20 protein-coding genes are annotated in these 19,510 nt (G+C 68.0%); 8 read left to right on the top strand and 12 right to left on the bottom strand.

The window, feature by feature from the left end:
* The coding region (locus tag WAX14_RS05330) for a diacylglycerol kinase (RefSeq protein ID WP_422627050.1) at nt 1-828 on the top strand (828 nt) is incomplete at its 5' end.
* Nucleotides 829-879: 51 nt separating this feature from the next.
* On the opposite strand, the gene WAX14_RS05325 is transcribed toward WAX14_RS05330, so the two are convergent.
* The gene (locus tag WAX14_RS05325; RefSeq protein ID WP_422627049.1) at nt 880-1,239 is read right to left on the bottom strand and encodes a nucleotidyltransferase domain-containing protein; all 360 of its coding nucleotides are present in this window, start codon (nt 1,237-1,239) and stop codon (nt 880-882) included.
* Between the two features lie 79 nt (nt 1,240-1,318).
* A complete protein-coding gene (locus WAX14_RS05320) occupies nt 1,319-2,050 on the bottom strand; it encodes a PIG-L deacetylase family protein (protein ID WP_422627048.1) in 732 nt (243 codons plus the stop codon).
* 57 nt (nt 2,051-2,107) lie between these two features.
* Here WAX14_RS05320 and WAX14_RS05315 point away from each other — a divergent pair, with 57 nt between their 5' ends.
* Nucleotides 2,108-3,439 carry an alpha/beta hydrolase gene (locus tag WAX14_RS05315; protein ID WP_422627047.1) on the top strand — a complete coding sequence of 444 codons (1,332 nt, stop codon included), beginning with the start codon at nt 2,108-2,110 and terminating at the stop codon, nt 3,437-3,439.
* Nucleotides 3,436-5,922 carry a bifunctional lysylphosphatidylglycerol flippase/synthetase MprF gene (locus tag WAX14_RS05310; RefSeq protein WP_422627046.1) on the top strand — a complete coding sequence of 829 codons (2,487 nt, stop codon included), beginning with the start codon at nt 3,436-3,438 and terminating at the stop codon, nt 5,920-5,922. Before WAX14_RS05315 ends, WAX14_RS05310 begins: the two co-directional genes overlap by 4 nt.
* 17 nt (nt 5,923-5,939) lie before the next feature.
* Here the strand turns inward: WAX14_RS05310 and WAX14_RS05305 are convergent, their stop codons facing one another.
* Nucleotides 5,940-6,113: a hypothetical protein gene (locus tag WAX14_RS05305; protein WP_422627045.1), complete on the bottom strand. Its 174-nt coding sequence runs from the start codon at nt 6,111-6,113 to the stop codon at nt 5,940-5,942.
* A 227-nt stretch (nt 6,114-6,340) separates the two neighbouring features.
* On the opposite strand from WAX14_RS05305, the gene WAX14_RS05300 reads away from it, so the two are divergent.
* Genes WAX14_RS05300 through WAX14_RS05290 form a run of 3 tightly spaced genes read left to right on the top strand, consistent with a single transcriptional unit; the run spans nt 6,341 to nt 8,230 of the window.
* Nucleotides 6,341-6,937, top strand: coding sequence for a biotin transporter BioY (locus WAX14_RS05300; protein WP_422627044.1), 597 nt, complete (start codon nt 6,341-6,343; stop codon nt 6,935-6,937).
* A 10-nt stretch (nt 6,938-6,947) separates the two neighbouring features.
* Nucleotides 6,948-7,628, top strand: a complete 681-nt coding sequence (locus WAX14_RS05295; RefSeq protein WP_422627043.1) for an energy-coupling factor ABC transporter ATP-binding protein — start codon at nt 6,948-6,950, stop codon at nt 7,626-7,628.
* Nucleotides 7,625-8,230 (top strand): energy-coupling factor transporter transmembrane component T family protein, encoded by a 606-nt coding sequence (locus tag WAX14_RS05290; RefSeq protein ID WP_422627042.1) that lies wholly within the window; start codon nt 7,625-7,627, stop codon nt 8,228-8,230. The genes WAX14_RS05295 and WAX14_RS05290 overlap by 4 nt, the downstream gene beginning before the upstream one ends.
* A 135-nt stretch (nt 8,231-8,365) precedes the next feature.
* Here WAX14_RS05290 and pspM read toward each other — a convergent pair whose 3' ends face one another.
* The 5 genes from pspM to pgsA form a co-directional block, all read right to left on the bottom strand.
* Nucleotides 8,366-9,175 carry a phage shock envelope stress response protein PspM gene (gene pspM, locus WAX14_RS05285; protein ID WP_422627041.1) on the bottom strand — a complete coding sequence of 270 codons (810 nt, stop codon included), beginning with the start codon at nt 9,173-9,175 and terminating at the stop codon, nt 8,366-8,368.
* A gap of 24 nt (nt 9,176-9,199) precedes the next feature.
* Nucleotides 9,200-10,009 (bottom strand): PspA/IM30 family protein, encoded by an 810-nt coding sequence (locus WAX14_RS05280; RefSeq protein ID WP_422627040.1) that lies wholly within the window; start codon nt 10,007-10,009, stop codon nt 9,200-9,202.
* Between the two features lie 200 nt (nt 10,010-10,209).
* On the bottom strand, nt 10,210-10,596 hold the full coding sequence (locus WAX14_RS05275; protein ID WP_422627039.1) for a helix-turn-helix domain-containing protein: 387 nt from the start codon (nt 10,594-10,596) through the stop codon (nt 10,210-10,212).
* 104 nt (nt 10,597-10,700) lie between these two features.
* On the bottom strand, nt 10,701-11,210 hold the full coding sequence (locus tag WAX14_RS05270) for a CinA family protein (protein WP_422627038.1): 510 nt from the start codon (nt 11,208-11,210) through the stop codon (nt 10,701-10,703).
* Nucleotides 11,207-11,905 carry a CDP-diacylglycerol--glycerol-3-phosphate 3-phosphatidyltransferase gene (pgsA, locus tag WAX14_RS05265; RefSeq protein ID WP_422627037.1) on the bottom strand — a complete coding sequence of 233 codons (699 nt, stop codon included), beginning with the start codon at nt 11,903-11,905 and terminating at the stop codon, nt 11,207-11,209. Before pgsA ends, WAX14_RS05270 begins: the two co-directional genes overlap by 4 nt.
* Before the next feature lie 147 nt (nt 11,906-12,052).
* Between pgsA and WAX14_RS05260 the strand changes: the two genes are divergently transcribed.
* Both WAX14_RS05260 and WAX14_RS05255 read left to right on the top strand, forming a co-directional pair.
* Nucleotides 12,053-12,580: an amino-acid N-acetyltransferase gene (locus tag WAX14_RS05260; protein ID WP_422627036.1), complete on the top strand. Its 528-nt coding sequence runs from the start codon at nt 12,053-12,055 to the stop codon at nt 12,578-12,580.
* A gap of 41 nt (nt 12,581-12,621) precedes the next feature.
* A complete protein-coding gene (locus WAX14_RS05255) occupies nt 12,622-12,906 on the top strand; it encodes a YciI family protein (RefSeq protein ID WP_422627035.1) in 285 nt (94 codons plus the stop codon).
* Between the two features lie 3 nt (nt 12,907-12,909).
* Here the strand turns inward: WAX14_RS05255 and WAX14_RS05250 are convergent, their stop codons facing one another.
* The 4 genes from WAX14_RS05250 to WAX14_RS05235 form a co-directional block, all read right to left on the bottom strand.
* Nucleotides 12,910-13,926, bottom strand: a complete 1,017-nt coding sequence (locus tag WAX14_RS05250; RefSeq protein WP_422627034.1) for a TerC family protein — start codon at nt 13,924-13,926, stop codon at nt 12,910-12,912.
* Between the two features lie 183 nt (nt 13,927-14,109).
* Nucleotides 14,110-16,980: a DNA translocase FtsK gene (locus WAX14_RS05245; protein WP_422627033.1), complete on the bottom strand. Its 2,871-nt coding sequence runs from the start codon at nt 16,978-16,980 to the stop codon at nt 14,110-14,112.
* Nucleotides 16,981-17,083: 103 nt separating this feature from the next.
* Nucleotides 17,084-17,737, bottom strand: a complete 654-nt coding sequence (locus WAX14_RS05240) for a TIGR03085 family metal-binding protein (RefSeq protein ID WP_422627032.1) — start codon at nt 17,735-17,737, stop codon at nt 17,084-17,086.
* Nucleotides 17,738-17,797: 60 nt separating this feature from the next.
* Nucleotides 17,798-19,510, bottom strand: a 1,713-nt coding sequence (locus WAX14_RS05235) for a ribonuclease J (protein ID WP_422627031.1), incomplete at its 5' end; no start/stop codon positions are given.

Below are 19,510 nucleotides of genomic sequence, written 5' to 3'. Positions count from 1 at the left end.
GCCCTGCACCGCCTGCGCGAGCGCGGTGCCGACGTCACCGAGATCGCCGGGTCCTCCGCCGCCGAGTCCGCCGAACTGGCCGCGCGGGCGGTCGCGGACGGTACCGGAGCACTGATCGTGATCGGCGGGGACGGTCTGGTGTTCCTTGCGTGGCAGGCGTTGGCCGGCACCGGAATTCCGCTCGGCATCGTTCCGGCGGGCACCGGCAACGACCACGCACGGGTGCTCGGCATCCCCGCCGACCCGGTCGCCGCCGTCGACGTGATCGCCGACGGCCGGACCCGCGACATCGACCTCGGTCGCGCGACCCCGACGGGTCTGCGACCGCGGTGGTTCGGCACGGTCCTGGCCAGCGGGTTCGATTCCCTGGTCACCGACCGCGCGAATCGGATGCGGTGGCCGCGCGGGCACCTGCGCTACAACCTGGCGACGATCGCCGAGCTTGCCAACCTACGCCTACTCCCCTTTCGGATCACCTTGGACGGCAACACCTTCGACACCGAAGCAACAATGGTGTCGGTGGGCAATGCGTCGACCTACGGCGGCGGGATGCGCATCGCACCAGATGCTCGACTCGACGACGGCCTGCTCGACGTGGTCGTGGTGACGTCGGCGAACCGGTCCCGGCTGCTGCGCCTGTTTCCGACGGTCTACCGCGGCACCCATGTCGACCTCGACGAAGTGTCCGTGTTCCGGGCGCGGTCGGTGCGACTCGACTGCCCTGGTATCACCGCCTATGCCGACGGCGAGCGCATCGGACCACTGCCCGTCGACATCGACGCGGTGCCCGGCGCCGGCCGAGTTTTCGTGCCGTCGTCAACGTTGTGAGCGCCGCCCGTTCGGTCCCGGTCGGCGCGGGCAGTCGACCACCTACCTGGCTCAGCGCGTCCCCTCCAGCAGAGCGTGTTCGGCGAGCGAATGCGCCAGTGCGACCACCGTCGACGCGTGACCGGTCCAGTCGTCGGCGACGATGCCGGTCAACTCGATCGGCCGCCTGTGCGCCACCTCGGGGAAATCGGCGGCATGTCCCGACCACCCGGAATGTGTGAGCAGCACCGAGACCAGCGCCGCTCGTTCCCCACCGGTGAGCGACCGGCGGGTGACCACCAACAGGTCGATGTCGCTGTCGTGACGCAATCCGCCGGTTGTTGCCGAACCGTAGAGATACACGCCCAGCACACCACCCGGATCCTGCCGATCCAGATGGTCCTGGACCGGCCCGACCGCCGTGTCCGGCATTGTCGTGTCCGGCGTTGTCGTGTCCGGCGTTGTCCTCTCCAGCAATGTTGTCGTCTCCCTCCGCGTCCGGTTGAGCGACCTATTCCGGTGCCGCGCCGGCGAACGTGTACAACTCGAACCCGGCGGCGTGGGCGGCACCGAATCCCGGCAGCGGACCCGATGCGCGGGTCACCTGCGCCCGGGCCTGCTCCTCGACGGGCGCATCGCTGAGCGCCTCGAGATATCGGCGGTGCGCGGACAACGATGCGACCGCGATCTCGACGGTGTCGGTGACGTCCACCGCGTGGGTGGGTGCGGTGGTGTTGACCGCGACCCACCGCACCCCCGGCCACGGTTCGAGTCCCTGCTCGGTCAACTCCGGGAAGATCCACTCGTTGGCGGCGTCGGCGACCGCGTCGAGCACGCTGACACCGAGCGCCCGGTGGTCGGCGCTGTTGAGGAATCCGGGGAACCAGGTGAGCCCGAAATTACCGGTGACCACCAGGTGCGGGCGGTTCCGCCGGATCGCCGCGGCGATGTCGCGGCGCAGTTCGGGTCCGGCGACGAGCGTGCCGTCGCGGTGCCCGAGGAACTCGACGTGCTCGACACCGACGATCCGCGCCGACTCACGTTCTTCCGCTTCGCGTAGCGGCCCGCATTCCGACGGAGGCAGACCCGCGATACCCGCCTCACCGCTGGTGGCCAACGTATAGCGGATGTCCTTACCTTGGCCGGTCCATCGCGCGACCGCGGCGGCCGCACCGTACTCGATGTCGTCGGGGTGCGCCGCGATCACCAACCCGCGTTCCCAGTCTTCCGGTATCGCTTCCATACCTCCACTATCTGCGATGGCGGCTCCGCGCGGGAGTGCTCGCGCACACTTGTGCTCATGTCCTGGTCCGGTGTCGCCGATACGATCCTCGGCGTACGCCTGATCTCCACTGCTGCCGCCGTGACGTTCTGGTGCCTGACCGTCCTCGGAATCGCGGTGCTCGTGGCTCACCGGAACCGGCGCTGGGCGATGTTCGGTATTCCCGCTGCGATCGCGGCGACCGTGGCGCTGACCGGCATCGCCGCTGTCCTCGTCGAGCGAGTGTGGCGGCCGTTCCCGGATCCGTTGCCGCACGCCGTGTACTGGTGGTCCGCGACCGCGGTCCTGGCGATCGCGCTGCTGGTTCTGCGGTGGCCGTTCCGGCATCGCGATCGCCGGAGGGTCCCGGCCGCGGTGGGACTCACCGTCGCTGCCGGACTCGTCGTCGTCGCCGCGGCAGGGCAGATCAATCTCTCCTTCGACGCCTATCCGACGGTGCGGTCCGCGCTGGGCATGTCCGACTTCCGAACCGTCTCGCTCGCCGACGCACAGACACGCACCGCGACCACCGTCACCGGGACCCCGCTGTCCTCGCAGTGGTCGCCGCCGCCCGGCATGCCTGCGACCGGCGCCGTGATCTCGACGCCGATCCCAGCGACGACCTCCGGTTTCCCCGCGCGGGACGCGCGAATATATCTCCCCCCTGCCTATTTCACCGATCCGCGGCCCGAACTTCCGGTCCTCGTTCTACTGGCCGGGCAACCGGGCAGTCCCGACGATTGGCTGATCGGCGGTCGGCTGACCCAGACGATGGACGCATTCGCCGCGGACCACGACGGACTCGCCCCGGTGGTCGTGGTCGCGGACGGGACCGGTGGCCAGTTCGCCAACCCACTGTGCATGGATTCCCGGCTGGGCAACGCCGCCTCCTATCTCACCGACGACGTGCCCGCGTGGGTGAAGCAGAACCTCCACGTCGACCCGGATCCGCGTGCGTGGGCGATCGGTGGTCTGTCCTACGGCGGGACGTGCGCGCTGCAGTTGGCGACGCTCCGGTCCGATGTGTATCCGACATTTCTCGACATCTCCGGGCAAGCCGAACCCACCCTCGGAGACCGTGACCGCACCGTGCACGAGGCGTTCGGCGGCGACGCCGCGGCATACGCCCGCAACAATCCCGCCGATCTGCTCGCCCACAACCGTTTTCCCGACAGCGCCGGCGCGTTCGTCGTCGGGCTCGACGATCACGAATACCGTGCCGGTATCGAACAACTCACCGACACCGCACGCGCGGCCGGTATGGATGTTCACTTGACCGAACTGCCCGGCGGACACACCTTCAAGCTGTGGTCCGCCGCTCTGGAGGAGGAACTTCCGTGGCTGAGTCACCGCCTGGGTCTCACCTCGTGACCGCGCAGCGTGTGCTCGGCGCGCTGCGCCGGGCGCCGGTGTCGCTCGTGTTGCTCGCGGCGCTGTGGGTACTGGGCCTCGCCACCGGTTCGGTCCTCCACGGACCGTCCGCCGACCTCGCCTCGTGGGTATCGACGGGCACGCGAAGCTTCGGCGACGGCCATGTGTGGGTGCTCGTGTCGTCGGGCTTGTTCGCGTCCGGCATCGTCGAGTACGTCTTGGCGACGGTCGCGATCCTGGCTGTTGCCGTCCCGGTGGAACACCGGATCGGAACCCGACGGTTCGCTGTGGCCGCGGTGGTGACGCAGGGCGCCGGCGCCGCGCTGGCGCTGCTGGTGGCTTCGCTCGCGTCGACCGTGCCCAATACCTGGGGTATCGAACTGCACGGGCATGTCATCGAGGACCCCCTCCCGTGGGTGCTGGGCACACTGCTGGCGGCAACGTCGGTGATGGACACCCTGTGGCGGCGCCGGATCCGGACACTGGTGCTGGTGTTCCTGGTGACTGCGGCCCTGTTCGCCGGGCACCTGCAGGATGTGACACGCCTGTGTGCGGCCGTCGTCGGGGTGCTGCTGGGGCCGTGGTTGTGCGGACGGTCGGCGCGCGGCCCGGCGCTCGGCGGCACCGTCCGCGAGCAGCGCACGCTGATCGCGCTGGTGGTCACCGCGAGTGTGCTCGGGCCGGTGCTCGCGGCGTTCTCGCCGCACGCCATCGGCCCGCTCTCGGCACTGCGGATGCTGTTCGATCAGGTGCCCTATTCCGCGCGTGAACTGGTGGACGTGTGCGCGGACCCGGCGCTGCACGACGAATGCCGCAAAGGTCAGCAGGCGCTCCGGCTGTCCGGGCTCGGTCCGCTGGTGATGAATCTGATGCCGTCGATCGTGTTGTTGGTGTCAGCGGAAGGCCTGCGCCGGGGACGACACGCCGGTTGGCTGCTGTCGGTGTGGGCGCACATCGCACTGATCGGGATCGCCGCGGCGAGCCTGGTCGCCGAGGCCACCGAGCAGGACGAAACCCGGTCCTTGCTGTACGGGCAGCACCGGCACAGTTCGGTATTCATGGAACTCGCCCCGCTGCTGGCCCTCGTCGCGATCCTGATCGTGCTGCTCGCCGCCCGGCGCCTGTTCGACGTGCGGGCACCGAAGGGCACGTATGGCCCGGTGTGGCTGGGAACCCTGTGTGCGCTCGCCGTGGCCACGCTCGTCTACGTCGGCGTCGGCTCGCTGCTCTCCGACGGTTTCGACCGCGATCCGGGCATGTGGACCCTGCTGCGGGACATGCCGCGACGGTTGATTCCCCCGGTGTATCTCCAGTTGTTCGAGCCTCCGGTCCTGCCGCTCACCTCGGCGGCGACGCTGCTGTTCGAGTGGACCGGTGTGCTGGTGTGGGCGGTGTTCTGCGTGCTGATGCTGCGCAGCTTCCGGGTTCCGGCGCTCGGCTTCGACGCCGACGCCCGGCAGCGGGTCCGTGCACTGTTGCATTCGCCCGGTGGATCGTCCCTGTCGTGGATGGCCACGTGGGACGGCAACCACTACTGGTTCTCCTCCGACGGCAGGCACGCCGTCGCGTACCGGGTGCATTCCGGTGTCGCGCTCACCACCGGCGATCCGATCGGCGACCGCGACACCCTGCTCGCTGCGATCGACGAGTTCGCCGCGTACTGCACCGGAAACGGCTGGACGCCGTGCCTGTACTCGGTCGGTGAACCGACCGCGGCGATCGCCCGCGAGCACGGGTGGACCTGCCTGCAGGTCGCCGAGGAAACCGTGATCCCCCTCGACGGACTCGCCTTCTCCGGCAAGAAATTCCAGGACGTGCGCACCGCCCTCAATCGTGCCCGCAAGGACGGCATCGTCGCCGAATGGACCAGCGTGCACGACGCCCCGATCGCTGTCGTCGAGCAGATCGTCGCGATCTCGGAGGAATGGGTCGCCGACAAGGGTCTGCCCGAGATGGGTTTCACGCTCGGCGGGCTCGACGAACTCCGCGATCCGGAGATTCGGCTGTTGCTCGCGATCGACGCCGACCGGCACGTCCACGGGGTCACCTCCTGGATGCCCGTCTACCGCGATGGCGTCGTCGTCGCGCTGACCCTCGACTTCATGCGGCGCCGCTCCGACGGATTCCGGCCGTCGATGGAGTTCCTCATCGCATCGGCCGCGTTGTCCGCCCAGGAACAGGGCCTCGACTACCTGAGCCTGTCGGGTGCGCCCCTGGCCGCCGCCGACCGACCCGACACGGTGGACCGCACCGCGCTCGACGCCATGCTGGAAGTGCTCGGCCGCACGCTCGAACCGGTGTACGGGTTCCGGTCGCTGCTCGCGTTCAAATCCAAGTTCCAGCCGGAGTACCGGCCCGTCTACATGGTCTTCCCGGACCCCGCGGCGCTGCCCGCGATCGGTGTCGCGGTCGGTCACGCGTACCTTCCCGACGTCTCGCTCGGGCAGGGGCGCCGACTGCTCGCCCAGTTGCTGCACCGGTGACCATCGGACCTCGCCGGTCAGACCTTCATGATGTCGTCGTGCTTGCCGCTCGAGATCGCCTTGTACAGCAGGTATCCGCCGAAGATGATCGCGCTCACCACCAAAATCCCGAACAGGTGCTCGAACAGGGCGCCGATCAACGCCAACGCGACCCATGCCAGCGCTACCACACCCACAATTTTCCAGAACATCGCGTACTCCCGTCTCAGTTGCCCATTCTCGTGTACGTCCCCGATCCTGACAGCAACGACAGAGAAAAACACCTGGTCACACCACAAATCAGGGAAAGATGGGTGGATACCCCCAGCCTTGTTCCCGACGGATCGGGGTCGTGCCGGGGACGGGGCGGTGACGCGCGGCACGCGCAGTACACATAGGCTCGACGGGTTCCGACCCTTGTGAAGAAGGCTGAGAATCCGTGTCGTCGACCCGCCGCATACCCGCCCGCGACCTGGCGCAGATCGCTGTGTTCGCCGCCCTGATCATCGCGCTGGGTCTGCCCGGCTCGATCACGCTCGGCTCGTCGGGTGTGCCGATCACCCTGCAGTCGCTGGGAGTGATGCTGGCCGGCGCCGTACTCGGTGCACGCAAGGGCGTGCTGTCCGTCGCCACGGTGATCGTGCTCGGACTCGCACTGCCCGTTCTCGCCGGTGGCCGCACGACACTCACCTCCCTCGCATCCCCCACTGCCGGGTTCCTGATCGGCTGGCTCCCCGCCGTCGCCGTCATAGGCTGGCTGACCGCGAAGATGCTGCCCCACTACCGGGTGCTTCCCGGTGTCGCGGCAAATGTGCTCGGCGGCATCGTCGTGCTGTACACCTTCGGTCTCGTCGGAATGATGCTGCGCGGCGAGATGTCGTTCGCCGCGGCCGTGGCCGGGAACCTGCCGTTCCTTCCCGGTGACCTGATCAAGGCGGTCGTCGCGGCCGTGGTCGCCGCGCAGGTGCACCGCGCGTATCCGGGACTGATCTCCGCTCCGGTGGCACCGAAGCCCGCCGGCGACCTCGCCCACTGACCGACCGCCGATGAGTGAGATCCGGTTTGCGTCCGTCCGGCACGCGTACGGCGAGCGGGTGGTGCTGGCCGATATCGACGTGACCCTCACCGAGCGGCGGATCGGCATCGTCGGTGCCAACGGAAGCGGAAAATCGACACTGGCCCGCATGATCAACGGTCTTGTCGTGCCGACCTCCGGGAGCGTCACCGTCGACGGACTCGACACCGCCCGCAAGGGTCGTGACGTGCGACGACGTGTCGGCTTCGTGTTCACCGATCCCGATCATCAGATCGTCATGCCGACCGTCGCCGAGGACGTGGACTTCTCGTTGCGCCGCAGCGGACTGGACAAGACCGAACGCACCGAGCGGGTTCGGCGGGTCCTCGACGATTTCGGGCTCGGTGGGCACCACGACCATCCCAGCCATCTCCTGTCCGGTGGGCAGAAGCAGTTGCTGGCACTGGCCGCGATCATGGTCACCGACCCGCAGGTACTCGTCGCCGACGAACCGACCACCCTGCTCGACCTGCGCAACGCGCGGCTCATCTCGCGCACGTTCGCGCACCTCGATCAACAGTTGATCGTCGTGACCCACCAGCTCGATCTGCTCGCCGACTTCGACCGGGTACTCGTCGTCGACGGCGGCCGGATCGTCGCCGACGATGCGCCCGGCCCCGCCGTCGACTTCTACCGCACACTCGTCCGATGACGACGCTCGGTCTCTACCACCCGGCCGACACGCCCTTGCATCGTGTTCCCGCAGGTCCGAAGCTGCTGGTCATGGCGGCGGCGATCGTCGCGCTGACGCTGTGGATCGACCGGCCGTGGCAGGTGCTGCCGTGCGCGGCCGTCGTCGTGGGACTCTATGCCGCAGCGCGCATCCCGATCCGGCTCGCCGTCGTCCAGTTGCGTCCGTTGCTGTGGATGCTCGCGTTCATCGGCGTGTTCCAACTCGTGGTGGCGGGTTGGGAACGTGCGGTGGTGGTGTGCGGGGCACTGCTACTCGCGGTCGCGCTCGCGGCGCTGGTCACTCTCACGACCCGGGTGACGGACATGCTCGACGCGATCATCGCGGGACTGGGACCGTTTCGCAGGGGCGGCGTGAACCCGGAACGGGTGGGTCTGGTGCTGGTCATGACGATCCGGTGCATCCCCCTGCTCGGCGAACTCGTCGCGCAGGTGAGCGATGCTCGCAAGGCCCGTGGCCTGGGCTTCTCGTTGCGCGCTCTGGTCGTGCCGGTGGTCGTGGGAGCGCTACGGTCCGCCGACGCGATGGGTGAAGCCCTCGCGGCGCGCGGTGTCGACGATTAGAGCGCGTCCACGGGGTATGACGGCGCAGCAGCGTCAGGGACAGGCCTGTTGTCGGCACATTCGCGCACTACTGTGCCATGCTGCGGACACGGAAGACCCCCGCCCGGGACTTCGGTAGCGACGGTCCGTGGCTGCTCAGGAACGGTATCGCTGCTGGATCCGGTCCATGTCCTGCCACGACTGCGCCCAGCCTTCGAGCCGATCGGAGGCGGAGATCAACTCGGCCCGCTGTTGTTCGAGCACGGTCATGGGCCGGCTGCCCTCCGGTGCCCCGGCAAACCGTGCGGCTGCCGCCACCAACTCCTCGAACTGATCGACACCGGTATCGAGACGGTCCCCGGCCGCCGCGAGAGCCGGTCCGAGTTGAGCCCCGGCCGCAGCGCTCCCCCGCGCAGCCGACTCCAAGGCAACGACGTCGACCGCGACCGCTTCGAGCGCCGACGACGCCGCTCGTGCCGCGTCGCCGATCTCGTCGAGATCCTCGGTGACGACCGCCTCGGACCGGGCGAGAACACCGAGCAGGTGAGAGAGGCTCTGCTCGTTGCTGGCCAGTCGCGCCATCGGTGCCCGTGCGACCGAACCCTCCGGTGGCAGCGCCCGACGGCGCGGCGGAGCAGGTGGAACGGGTACTGCGTCGAGACGACGCATCCTGCGGACGGCAAGGACTGCGGGGACCGCGAGCGCAGCGGTGGTGCCACCGGTCGCGACGACCGTCCAGTCCGGTGCGGACGCGACGACGAGCGTCGCAGTGCCGACGCCCCACATGCCGGATGCGGCACCGAAGATCTTTGCGCGGCGACGTGCCCGCCGCTTCTTCCGCCGCAATCGGGCGGAGGGGTCACGCCAGCGCCGTGTGGCGTCGACGACACCGTCGGCGACGTCTCTGAACGCGGCGACGGCCGGAACGGGAAGGTTCCCGAACCGACCGTCTCCCGGTGTGCTCATCTGACGATCACGTGTCGCGGTCGGCTACTGCGTTCCCGCGGCGCCCGCGGCCGGCGGTTCCTTGGCGGTGTTGACGGCGGGCGCACCCGCTGCCCCACCGGGCAGGGCGTCACCCTTCATCGACGCGCGGATCTGCTCGAGACGGCTGTGACCGGCCATCTGGACGGTGGCCTGCTGGACTTCGAGCATCCGGCCCTGCACCGAATTCTGCGCGAGCTCGGCCGAGCCGAGTGCGTCGGCATAGCGCCGCTCGATCTTCTCGCGTACCGCATCGAGGCTGGGCGTGGTGCCGGGCGCCGACAGGGTCGAGTCCATCGAGCGCAGCGACTCGCTGACACGCTCCTGCATCTTGGCCTGCTCGAGCTGGCTCAGCAGCTTGGTGCGCTCGGCGACCTTCTGCTGCAGCGCCATCGCATTCTGCTCCACGGCCTTCTTCGCCTGGGCCGCGGCCTGCAGCGACTGGTCGTGCAGCACCTTGAGATCCTCGACGGACTGCTCGGCCGTCACGAGCTGGGCCGCGAACGCCTCGGCGGCATTCGTGTACTGGATGGCCTTCTCGGTATCGCCCGCGGCCCCGGCCTGGTCGGCCATGAGGACGGCCTGGCGCGCGCTGGCGTTGAGCTTCTCGACCTCGTCCAACTGACGGTTGAGCTTCATCTCGAGCTGCCGCTGATTGCCGATGACGGATGCTGCCTGCTGGGACAGTGCTTGGTGCTGACGCTGGGCGTCCTCGATCGCCTGCTGAATCTGGACCTTGGGATCGGCCTTCTCATCGATCTTGGAGTTGAAAAGCGCCATGAGGTACTTCCAACCCTTGACGAACGGATTAGCCATGGGTGTGATCCTGCCTCCATCTGGTACGCCGCGCCGAACGCGACCCGATGCGCGGCCGTCGCGCACCGGCTCGGACCGCCCCGGCTTCACCGTTCGTCGGGCGGTCCCACCTGTCGTGCCCGGGCCACCCCCCGGTGGTGACCCGACAAAGCCTGTCCCTTTCGTCCGCATCCGGAAAGCCGCTGCGGACGTGACCCATGTTAGGCGGCCGCCAGCGCACGCGCCGCAGGTGCGGGAATCACCACGCGGGTGTCCTGCGCAATTCGCGCGGCCGGATCGCCGACAGCGCCGCGCACGGCCACGCCGGGATCGAGGGTTGCCGCAGCAGCTGCGCCCGTGCCGCGATGCGGTGCCGCGACGGCCAGCGACTCGCTGACGTCGAACAGGACATCGCACAGCGGCACCTCGAGCGCATCGCAGATTGCCGCGAGGAGCTCACTGGACGCTTCCTTACGTCCGCGTTCGACCTCCGACAGGTAGCCGAGGCTGACCCGCGCGCTGCTGGACACCTCACGCAGTGTGCGGCTCTGCGACACACGAGTGCGCCGAAGGCTGTCACCGATTGCCTCACGCAACAACAGTGCCATCGTGTCCTCCTTCGTCCGTCATGCTTGTTCCGGAACAACGTTCGAACACGCTGCCCGGTTCCCGAGGTCACGACATCGAGCACCGGAACCGCGGTGAGCAGACACTACAACGCCGTGTCCGCCGCCAAACGCGCGAGTAGCCCCGACACGGCTGCGGTGACCGCGCCGATCCGAATCGACCACCGGTCGCCGTGTACCACCGGGCAGGTCACCGCGGTTCCGTCCGGGCCGCGCACTCCGAGGAACACGGTCCCCGGTGGATGTCCGTCCTGGTCGTCCGGGCCGGCGACCCCGGTCAGGCCGATGCCCCAATCCGCGCCGCAACGGGATGCGGCTCCTTCGGCAAGCGCCGCCGCCGCCCACGCGGACACCGGCCCGTCCCGTCCGAGGCGATCGGCGTCGGCACCGGCGAGTGACGACTTCAGGTCGGTGGCATACACGACGAGGCCACCGCGGAGCACCCGGCTCGCGCCCGGAACCCCCGCGATCGTCGCCGACAGCAGACCCGCGGTGAGCGATTCGGCGGTGGCGACGGTCTGCCGACGTCGGGTGAGGGCGTCGACGAGTTCGGCGGCCCGGGTCGCCGAGACAAGTGGATCGAATGCTGAGGTCATCTGGGCTTCGGGTCCGTGCTCGTCGGCCCTGTGATGCCAGGTTCGCTGTGATGCCGCGATTCCAGTCGCACCCCGGTCCGCAACCGCGCTGCCTGGACGACATAGTCGATGCCGGTACCGACGGTCAGCAGAACCGCCACCGCCATCAATGCGACCGCGATGGGCATCACCGCATCCGGCAGCGGCAGCAGGTAGACCCCGATCGCCAGTGTTTGCACGAGTGTCTTCGCCTTGCCGCCGCGACTGGCCGGAATCACCGCGTGCCGCAACACGGCGAAGCGCAGTGCGGTGATGCCGAGTTCCCGCGCGGCGATGATCCCGGTCACCCACCAGGACAGATCACCGAGGACGGACAAGCCGACGAGGGCGGCGCCGATCAGCGCCTTGTCCGCGATCGGATCGGCCAGCTTGCCGAAGTCCGTGACCAGACCCCGGCGCCGGGCGATCTGGCCGTCGATGCGGTCGGTGATCGCGGCGATCGCGAACACCGCGGTGGCTGCGATGCGCCACCGCGGATCGTGACCGTCGCCGACGAACAACAGAACGAGGAAGACCGGCACGAGCGCGATCCGCAGCATGGTGAGGATGTTCGCGATGTTCCACAACGGAACCGCACCGTGCGCGGCGCCCGCGTTCGGTCCAGGAGCCGCGCCGCCTCCCGCCCCGGCGTCGACATGGGGATGGTGCGTGCTCATGCGGACCTCCGGATGCGTGGTGAAGTACCGGACGTCGGCACAGGCCGAACCGGTGAACGCGGATACCCCGGCAGCTGGGGTGAACACCACGATCCGACCGGCACGTGCCCCACAATATCGTTCCCGGCACCCGCTACTGTTCACCGCATGACTTCCCCGCTGCCCGACACCGAGTCCGACGGCCGGATCGTCGTACGCCGGGCCCGAACCTCGGACGTGCCGGAGATCAAGCGACTGATCGACATCTACTCCGGTCGCATCCTGCTCGAGAAGAACCTCGTCACGCTGTACGAGGCGGTGCAAGAATTCTGGGTGGCCGAGAGCCGCGGCGACATCATCGGCTGCGGTGCACTGCATGTGCTGTGGTCGGATCTGGGTGAGGTCCGCACGGTTGCGGTGGATCCACGAGTCAAGGGGCGCGGCGCCGGGCACCTACTGGTGGCCAAGCTCGTCGAGGTCGCGCGGGAACTCGAACTCGATCGGCTGTTCGTCCTCACCTTCGAGGTGGACTTCTTCGCCCGCCACGGCTTTGCCGAGATCGAGGGCACACCGGTCACGGCCGAGGTGTATGCCGAGATGTGCCGGTCGTACGATACCGGCGTCGCCGAGTTCCTGGACCTGAGCTACGTCAAACCCAACACACTCGGCAATACGCGGATGCTCCTGACGTTGTGAGCGGATCCGGACGACACCCGTCGAACACGAAGTGAGGACACATGGCCCTGTTCGCCGTCGAATACAGCTATAGCGAAGCCACCGTCGCCGCGCGCGACGAGCATCGCCCCGCGCATCGCGGCTGGCTGAGCGGTCTCGTCGATGCCGGAACGGTCCGGGCGACGGGCCCGTGGGTGGACGGTTCGGGCGCCCTGATCCTCGTCGACGTCGCCGACGAGGCCGCCGCACACGAACTGATGGGCCAGGACCCGTTCGCGCAACGCAGCCTCGTCGACGCCGTCCGCATCACCGCGTGGCAGCCGGTGATGGGCGTGTTCAACACCTGACGGTCACCGCACGTCGTCGCTGTCGGCACGCTCGGCAGCTTCGGCACGCTTGGCATCGCTGCGGTTCTTGAGCAGGCTCAACACGGTTGTCACGACCAGCACACCGACGATCACCACCAGCGACGTCACGGTGGAGATCTCCGGGACCGCCACGTGTTCGCCACCGTTGACGAACGGAAGCGTGTTCTCGTGCAATGCGTGCAGGACGAGCTTGACGCCGATGAACGCGAGGATGATCGACAGTCCGTACGAGAGGTACACGAGGCGGTCCAGCAGGCCACCGATGAGGAAGAAGAGCTGGCGCAGGCCCATCAGGGCGAACGCGTTGGCGGTGAACACCAGGTACGGCTCCTGGGTCAGGCCGTAGATCGCAGGGATCGAGTCGAGCGCGAACAGGATGTCGGCGAATCCGATGGCGAGGAGCGCGAGCATGAGCGGGGTGATCATGCGCTTGCCGTCGATGCGGGTGATCAACCGGTCGCCGTCGTAGTGGTCCGTGGTGGGCACGACCCTGCGCACGAGCTTCACGATCCGGCCCTCGTCCGGCTTGGTGTCCTCGTCCTTGTTGTGGTCGATGATCAGCTTGACCGCGGTGTACAGCAGGAAGACGCCGAACAGGTAGAAGATCCAGCTGTAGGCGTTGATCGCGGCGGCACCGACCGCGATGAACGCGCCGCGCATCGCCAGCGCGAGGACGATGCCGATGGTCAGCACCTTCTGCTGGTATTCGCGGGGGATCGCGAAGGTCGCCATGATCACCACGAACACGAAGAGGTTGTCGACCGACAGGGCCTTCTCGGTGACGTATCCGGCGAAGTACTCGCCGCCGTACTGCGGCCCCCAGATCAGGAACACGACGACGCCGAACAGGATCGCGATCCCGATGAACACCGCGGACCAGAACCCGGATTCACGCAGTGTCGGTGCGTGGGGTTTACGGACGTGTGAGTAGAAGTCGAAAATGAACAGCGCGGCGATCACCGCGATGGTGACGAACCAAACCAAGGGGGTCACGTGCATGAGCGTCGAGTTCCTCCGGTAGGCCTAACAGGGCACCGGAGGTCTCTCCCGCCTGCGTGAGCGCAGACCGACAATCCCGGTACGGCAACGCTGCCGTACGTGCTGACGGAACTGTCGCAGGCGATGGGGATACTCCCCTCCACAACGAGATCCATTCAACCACATCGAGGAACGAAGAACGCGTCAGCCCTGGTCAGAGGTCCCGTCATCGCCGCCCCCGCCACGAATCGAGTACAGCAGACCGTCGAGTTCGTCCGGCTTGACCAGGACTTCGCGGGCCTTCGACCCTTCGCTCGGGCCCACCACGCCGCGGGTCTCCATCAGGTCCATGAGCCGTCCGGCCTTCGCGAAACCGACACGCAACTTCCGCTGCAGCATCGAGGTGGAACCGAACTGGCTCGACACCACCAGTTCCACGGCCTGGAGAAACACGTCGAGGTCGTCGCCGATGTCGGGATCGACGTCCTTCTTCTCCCCCGCCTTCTGCGCGGTGACACCCTCGGTGTACTCGGGTTCGGCCTGGTTCTTGGTGAAGTCGACGACCGCCGCGATCTCTTCGTCGGTGATGAACGCGCCCTGCATGCGTTGGGGTTTGCCGGCTCCCATCGGCAGGAACAGGCCGTCGCCCATGCCGATGAGTTTCTCGGCTCCCGGCTGGTCGAGGATGACGCGCGAGTCGGTGAGCGACGAGGTAGCGAACGCCAGCCGTGACGGTACGTTCGTCTTGATCAGTCCCGTGACGACGTCGACGGAGGGACGCTGGGTGGCCAGCACCAGATGGATACCGGCGGCGCGGGCCTTCTGCGTGATCCGCACGATCGATTCCTCGACCTCGCGGGGTGCGGTCATCATCAGGTCGGCGAGTTCGTCGACGATCGCCAGGATGTACGGATACGGCCGGTACACGCGTTCGCTGCCGAGCGGCGCGGTGATTTCTCCCGACCGCACCTTGGTGTTGAAATCGTCGATGTGCCGCACCCGGTTGGCCTGCATGTCCTGGTAACGCTGCTCCATCTCCTCGACGAGCCATGCCAGCGCCGCCGCGGCCTTCTTCGGCTGCGTGATGATCGGCGTGACGAGGTGCGGGATGCCCTCGTACGGTGTCAGCTCGACCATCTTCGGGTCGATGAGGATCATCCGCACGTCCTCGGGTGTCGCCCGGATCAGCAGCGACACCAGCATCGAGTTGACGAAGCTGGACTTGCCGGAACCGGTGGAACCCGCGACGAGCAGATGCGGCATCTTCGCGAGGTTGGCGTGGACGAAGTCGCCCTCGATGTCCTTGCCGAGACCGATCACCAGCGGATGCCGGTCCTTCCGGATACTCGGGGCGGCGAGCACGTCGGCCAGACGAACCATTTCGCGATCGGAGTTGGGTACCTCGATCCCAACCGCGGACTTGCCCGGGATCGGTGCGAGCAGGCGCACGTTGTCCGTCGCGACGGCGTACGCGATGTTGCGCGCCAGCGCCGTGATCTTCTCGACCTTGACGCCCGGACCGAGCTCCACCTCGTAACGGGTCACGGTCGGACCGCGGGTGAAGCCGGTGACCGCAGCGTCGATCTTGAACTGTTCGAGGACCTCGGTGATCGAATCGATCATCTGGTCGTTCGCCGACGACCGGGTCTTCGGCGGATCACCCTTCTGGAGCAAACCGACCGACGGCAGCGTGTAATCCCCGTCGACGACCCGGTCCGGCGCCATCGCATCGAGTTCGTCGGCCTCGTCGACCGCCGGCGTCGGTGGTGGTGTCGGTTTCGGCGTCGGCTTGGGCCGGGCCCGTTGCTTGGGTGGTTCCGGTACCGGCTCTGCTTCCGGTGCTGGTTCTGCCTCCGGTGCGGGAACGGACTGCGCCGTGAACGGTGTGGTCGCGGGTGAGTCCCACAGGGGCAGGATCTCGGTGCGGGCGTTGCCGTCGAACTCGTCGGTCGGATAGTTTTCGGCCGGGGTACGACGGCGACGTGGGCGACGCTCGGTCGGGTACCCGTCCGCGTCGAACAACGTCGGGTCGCGATCGTCGTATGGCAGCTCGTCGTGATCGTCGTATTCGTCGAAGTCGCCGTACTCGTCTTCGGCGCGGTAGGACAACCCGAAGTAGTCGCGGAACAGGCCCGGCAGTTCACGCACGGTGATACCGGTGATGAGCAGGATCCCGAAACCGGCTGCCAGGACCATCAACGGCACCGACAACCACACGGTCAGGCCCGACGTGAGCGGTCCGCCCACTGCGGCACCGACGAATCCGGCACCTTGCGATCGGCCGTCGGGGCTGGCCGGTGAGCCGGAGGCAATGTGCCACAGGCCCAATGCGGGCAGCCCGACCAGCACACCACCGAGAATCAGTCGGGGACGGATGTCGGGTCGTGGTTCGGTGCGCATGAGCACCACGGCGATGCCGATGGCGACGAGGGGCACCACAGCGCTGGCACCGCCCGCGACCGCGCGGACCCCCGATTCGATCCAGCTGCCGACCGGGCCGCCGACTCCGAACCACACGCTGCCCCCGACGACGACCGCGAGGGCGATCAGTCCGAGTCCGATGCCGTCGCGCCGGTGACCGTGCTCGATGTCGCCGGCCTTGCCGATCGTCCGGACGGTGGCGCCGAGGCCCCGCGCGATCACGAGCCATCCGGCACCGATCCCTCGGCCGATGGAGTCGAGCACGCTCGGGCCACTTCGACCGGATGCAGACGTTGCGGCAGCACGGGCGGGACGTGTGGACGCGGCGGGCCGACGTGCTGGGGCGCGCCCGGACGATGGGGCGGGCCTGCGCTTGGCGGTACCGTTCTTCGCGGCACCCGCCTTCGCATTGCTGCCTTTGGTTGCACTGCCCTTGGTTGCACTGCCCTTGGTTGCACTGCCCTTGGACGCACCAGCCTTTGTTGCGCTGCTCTTCGCGCCGGTGCTTCGTGCGGATCCGTTCCGGGTGGTTCCGCCGGTGGACCGACTCGTGCCCGCATTGTCGGACCTGCTGGAGGTCCCGGTCGAGCCGCGCGCTGTCGACCTCGACCGGGAGGTCGTGGACGATCCGCGACTGCTCGACTTTCCTGCCATATCCGTCAGGTTAGCCGCTCGAACCCCATCGGAACCATCCGCAACACCGGCATCAAGTCGCGGGTCGCATCACAAACACGACCGTGGCCTGCGGTTTCGCAGGTCACACGCCGCGTTGGGATGCGGCGAGTTCGTCGATGTCGCGCTGCTCGCCGTCCGTCTCCAGCCGAACCTGGTCGCGACCGAACGCGTGCAGCAGCAGTTCGGCCGGTTCTCCGCGCAGCACGACCGTGCGGGGCCCGCGCTTCCTGACGGTGACGCGCGAGCCGCTGGGATGTTCGGTGTCCGAGTGTTCGGCGCTGGAGCGTTCGAAGACGACGGTCACGTCGCTGCCGCGGTAGCTGCGGCGACCGACCTGCTGGGCCAGCCGCCACAGGTGGTCCTGATCGTCGGCGGGCAGGGTCCGGGGTTCCCATCCCGCGACGGCGCGCCGAACGTCCTCGTGGTGGACGAACATCTCCCCCGCGTTCGCGACCGCGTCGACCAGGAACAGCGGCGACCACTTCGGTGGACCGGACTCGATGTCCGCGAGCAGATACGCCCACGGCCGGTCGGTAGCCGCCCGACGGACCTTCTCGGTGTGGTCCGCGAATTGTGGTACGACGAGGCCTGGCATCGAATCGATCCGGCGCTCACGCACCAGCAGGTGCGCGGCGAGATCCCGGGTCGTCCAATCCCCGCACAGCGTGGGCGCGTCGGGGCCGACCTCCGACATCGTGCGGATCAATGCTGCGCGTTCACGTTTCGCCAGGGTCATCGCGCCGACGGTACACGCCGACACCGACACCGGTATCGTCCACGCGCGCCGCCGCCGGCTTCACTCCGGCGACGTCACCGCGATGACCGTCGGCACGATCATCGGCCGGCGACGGTACGTCTCCGACACCCAGCGTCCCACCACGCGCCGGACGGCCTGTGCGATCCGATGAGTTTCGGTGATGCCTTCCGCCGCGAGTTCGTCGAGGGTCTTGTCGACGAGTCGTGCGGCGTCGGACAGCGCCGACGGATCGTCGGAGAAGCCGCGGCCCGACACTTCGGGGGAACTGACCGCACGGCCGGTGGCCGCGTCGACGGCGACGGAGATCGAGATGAAGCCGCCTTCGCCGAGGATGAGCCGGTCCGACAGGGTCGATTCGCCGACGTCGCCGACGGACAGTCCGTCGACGTAGACGTGCCCGACGGGAACCTGCCCGACGATCTCGGCGAGACCGTCGACCATGTCGACGACGACGCCGTCCTCCGCCAGCACGATCCGCTCGGGCGGCACCCCGGTGGCCTCGGCGAGCTTCGCGTTCGCCCGCAGGTGACGCCATTCGCCGTGCACCGGCATGGCGTTGGTGGGCCGCACCGCGTTGTACAGGTACAGCAGTTCACCCGCCGATGCGTGACCGGAGACGTGCACCTTGGCATTCTGCTGGGTGACGACGGTGGCACCGCGTTTGGCGAGACCGTTGACGACGGCGAACACCGAGTTCTCGTTGCCCGGGATCAACGACGACGCCAGCACGACGAGGTCGTCGGCGCGAATGTTGATCTGCCGATGCTCACCGCGGGCCATGCGGGACAGAGCGGACAGCGGCTCGCCCTGCGATCCCGTGGACACCAGTACGAGACGATTTCCCGGCAGGCTCGCGGCGGTGTCGATGTCGACGACCAGACCGTCGGGCACCCGCAGGTACCCGAGGTCCTGGGCGATCTGCATGTTGCGGACCATCGAGCGACCGACGAACGCGATGCGCCGGTTGTACCGCACGGCGACGTCGACGACCTGCTGGATGCGATGCACATGGCTGGCGAACGATGCGACGATGACCCGATTGGTGGCCTTGCCGATGACTCCGTCGAGCACCGCGCCGATCTCTCGTTCGGGCATGACGAAGCCCGGCACTTCGGCGTTGGTGGAATCGACGAGGAACAGGTCGACACCTTCGTCGCCGAGCCGCGAGAACCCGGCCAGGTCGGTAAGTCGGTTGTCGAGCGGCAACTGGTCGAGCTTGATGTCGCCGGTGTGCAGGACGAGACCGGCGTCGGTGCGGATCGCGACGGCGATGGCGTCGGGGATCGAGTGGTTGACCGCGAAGTATTCGCACTCGAATGGACCGTGCGTCGTGCTTTCGCCTTCGGTGACCTCGATCAGCACCGGACGCTGCCGGTGTTCACGGCATTTCGCCGCGACGAGAGCCAGCGTGAACTTGGAGCCGACGACCGGGATGTCGGGCCGCAACCGCAGCAGGAACGGCAGTGCCCCGATGTGATCTTCGTGACCGTGGGTGAGGACGACCGCTTCGATGTCGTCCATCCGGTCCTCGATGTACCGGAAGTCGGGGAGGATCAGGTCGACGCCGGGCTGCTGATCCTCGGGGAAGAGCACACCGCAGTCGACGATCAGGACCTTGCCCTGGTGCTCGAACACGGTCATGTTGCGGCCGATCTCGCCGATACCACCGAGCGCGACAACCCGCAGGCCCTTGGCCGGAGCCTTGGGCGGCGTGCCGAGGCGCGCGGTCGCGTCGAGCGGCTGCCGCCGATC

It is taken from the genome of Rhodococcus sp. (in: high G+C Gram-positive bacteria) (assembly GCF_049299235.1).
In the GTDB taxonomy this organism is placed as follows: domain Bacteria; phylum Actinomycetota; class Actinomycetes; order Mycobacteriales; family Mycobacteriaceae; genus Rhodococcus.
This window is presented reverse-complemented; position numbering and strand designations above follow the sequence as displayed.

Coding starts and splice junctions, on each gene's coding strand:
- WAX14_RS05325 (WP_422627049.1), bottom strand. CDS start 1,239: ATGCCGGACACGGCGGTCGGGCCGGTCCAGGACCATCTGGATCGGCAG.
- WAX14_RS05320 (WP_422627048.1), bottom strand. CDS start 2,050: ATGGAAGCGATACCGGAAGACTGGGAACGCGGGTTGGTGATCGCGGCG.
- WAX14_RS05315 (WP_422627047.1), top strand. CDS start 2,108: ATGTCCTGGTCCGGTGTCGCCGATACGATCCTCGGCGTACGCCTGATC.
- WAX14_RS05305 (WP_422627045.1), bottom strand. CDS start 6,113: ATGTTCTGGAAAATTGTGGGTGTGGTAGCGCTGGCATGGGTCGCGTTG.
- WAX14_RS05295 (WP_422627043.1), top strand. CDS start 6,948: ATGAGTGAGATCCGGTTTGCGTCCGTCCGGCACGCGTACGGCGAGCGG.
- WAX14_RS05290 (WP_422627042.1), top strand. CDS start 7,625: ATGACGACGCTCGGTCTCTACCACCCGGCCGACACGCCCTTGCATCGT.
- pspM (WP_422627041.1), bottom strand. CDS start 9,175: ATGAGCACACCGGGAGACGGTCGGTTCGGGAACCTTCCCGTTCCGGCC.
- WAX14_RS05280 (WP_422627040.1), bottom strand. CDS start 10,009: ATGGCTAATCCGTTCGTCAAGGGTTGGAAGTACCTCATGGCGCTTTTC.
- WAX14_RS05275 (WP_422627039.1), bottom strand. CDS start 10,596: ATGGCACTGTTGTTGCGTGAGGCAATCGGTGACAGCCTTCGGCGCACT.
- WAX14_RS05270 (WP_422627038.1), bottom strand. CDS start 11,210: ATGACCTCAGCATTCGATCCACTTGTCTCGGCGACCCGGGCCGCCGAA.
- pgsA (WP_422627037.1), bottom strand. CDS start 11,905: ATGAGCACGCACCATCCCCATGTCGACGCCGGGGCGGGAGGCGGCGCG.
- WAX14_RS05260 (WP_422627036.1), top strand. CDS start 12,053: ATGACTTCCCCGCTGCCCGACACCGAGTCCGACGGCCGGATCGTCGTA.
- WAX14_RS05255 (WP_422627035.1), top strand. CDS start 12,622: ATGGCCCTGTTCGCCGTCGAATACAGCTATAGCGAAGCCACCGTCGCC.
- WAX14_RS05250 (WP_422627034.1), bottom strand. CDS start 13,926: ATGCACGTGACCCCCTTGGTTTGGTTCGTCACCATCGCGGTGATCGCC.
- WAX14_RS05245 (WP_422627033.1), bottom strand. CDS start 16,980: ATGGCAGGAAAGTCGAGCAGTCGCGGATCGTCCACGACCTCCCGGTCG.
- WAX14_RS05240 (WP_422627032.1), bottom strand. CDS start 17,737: ATGACCCTGGCGAAACGTGAACGCGCAGCATTGATCCGCACGATGTCG.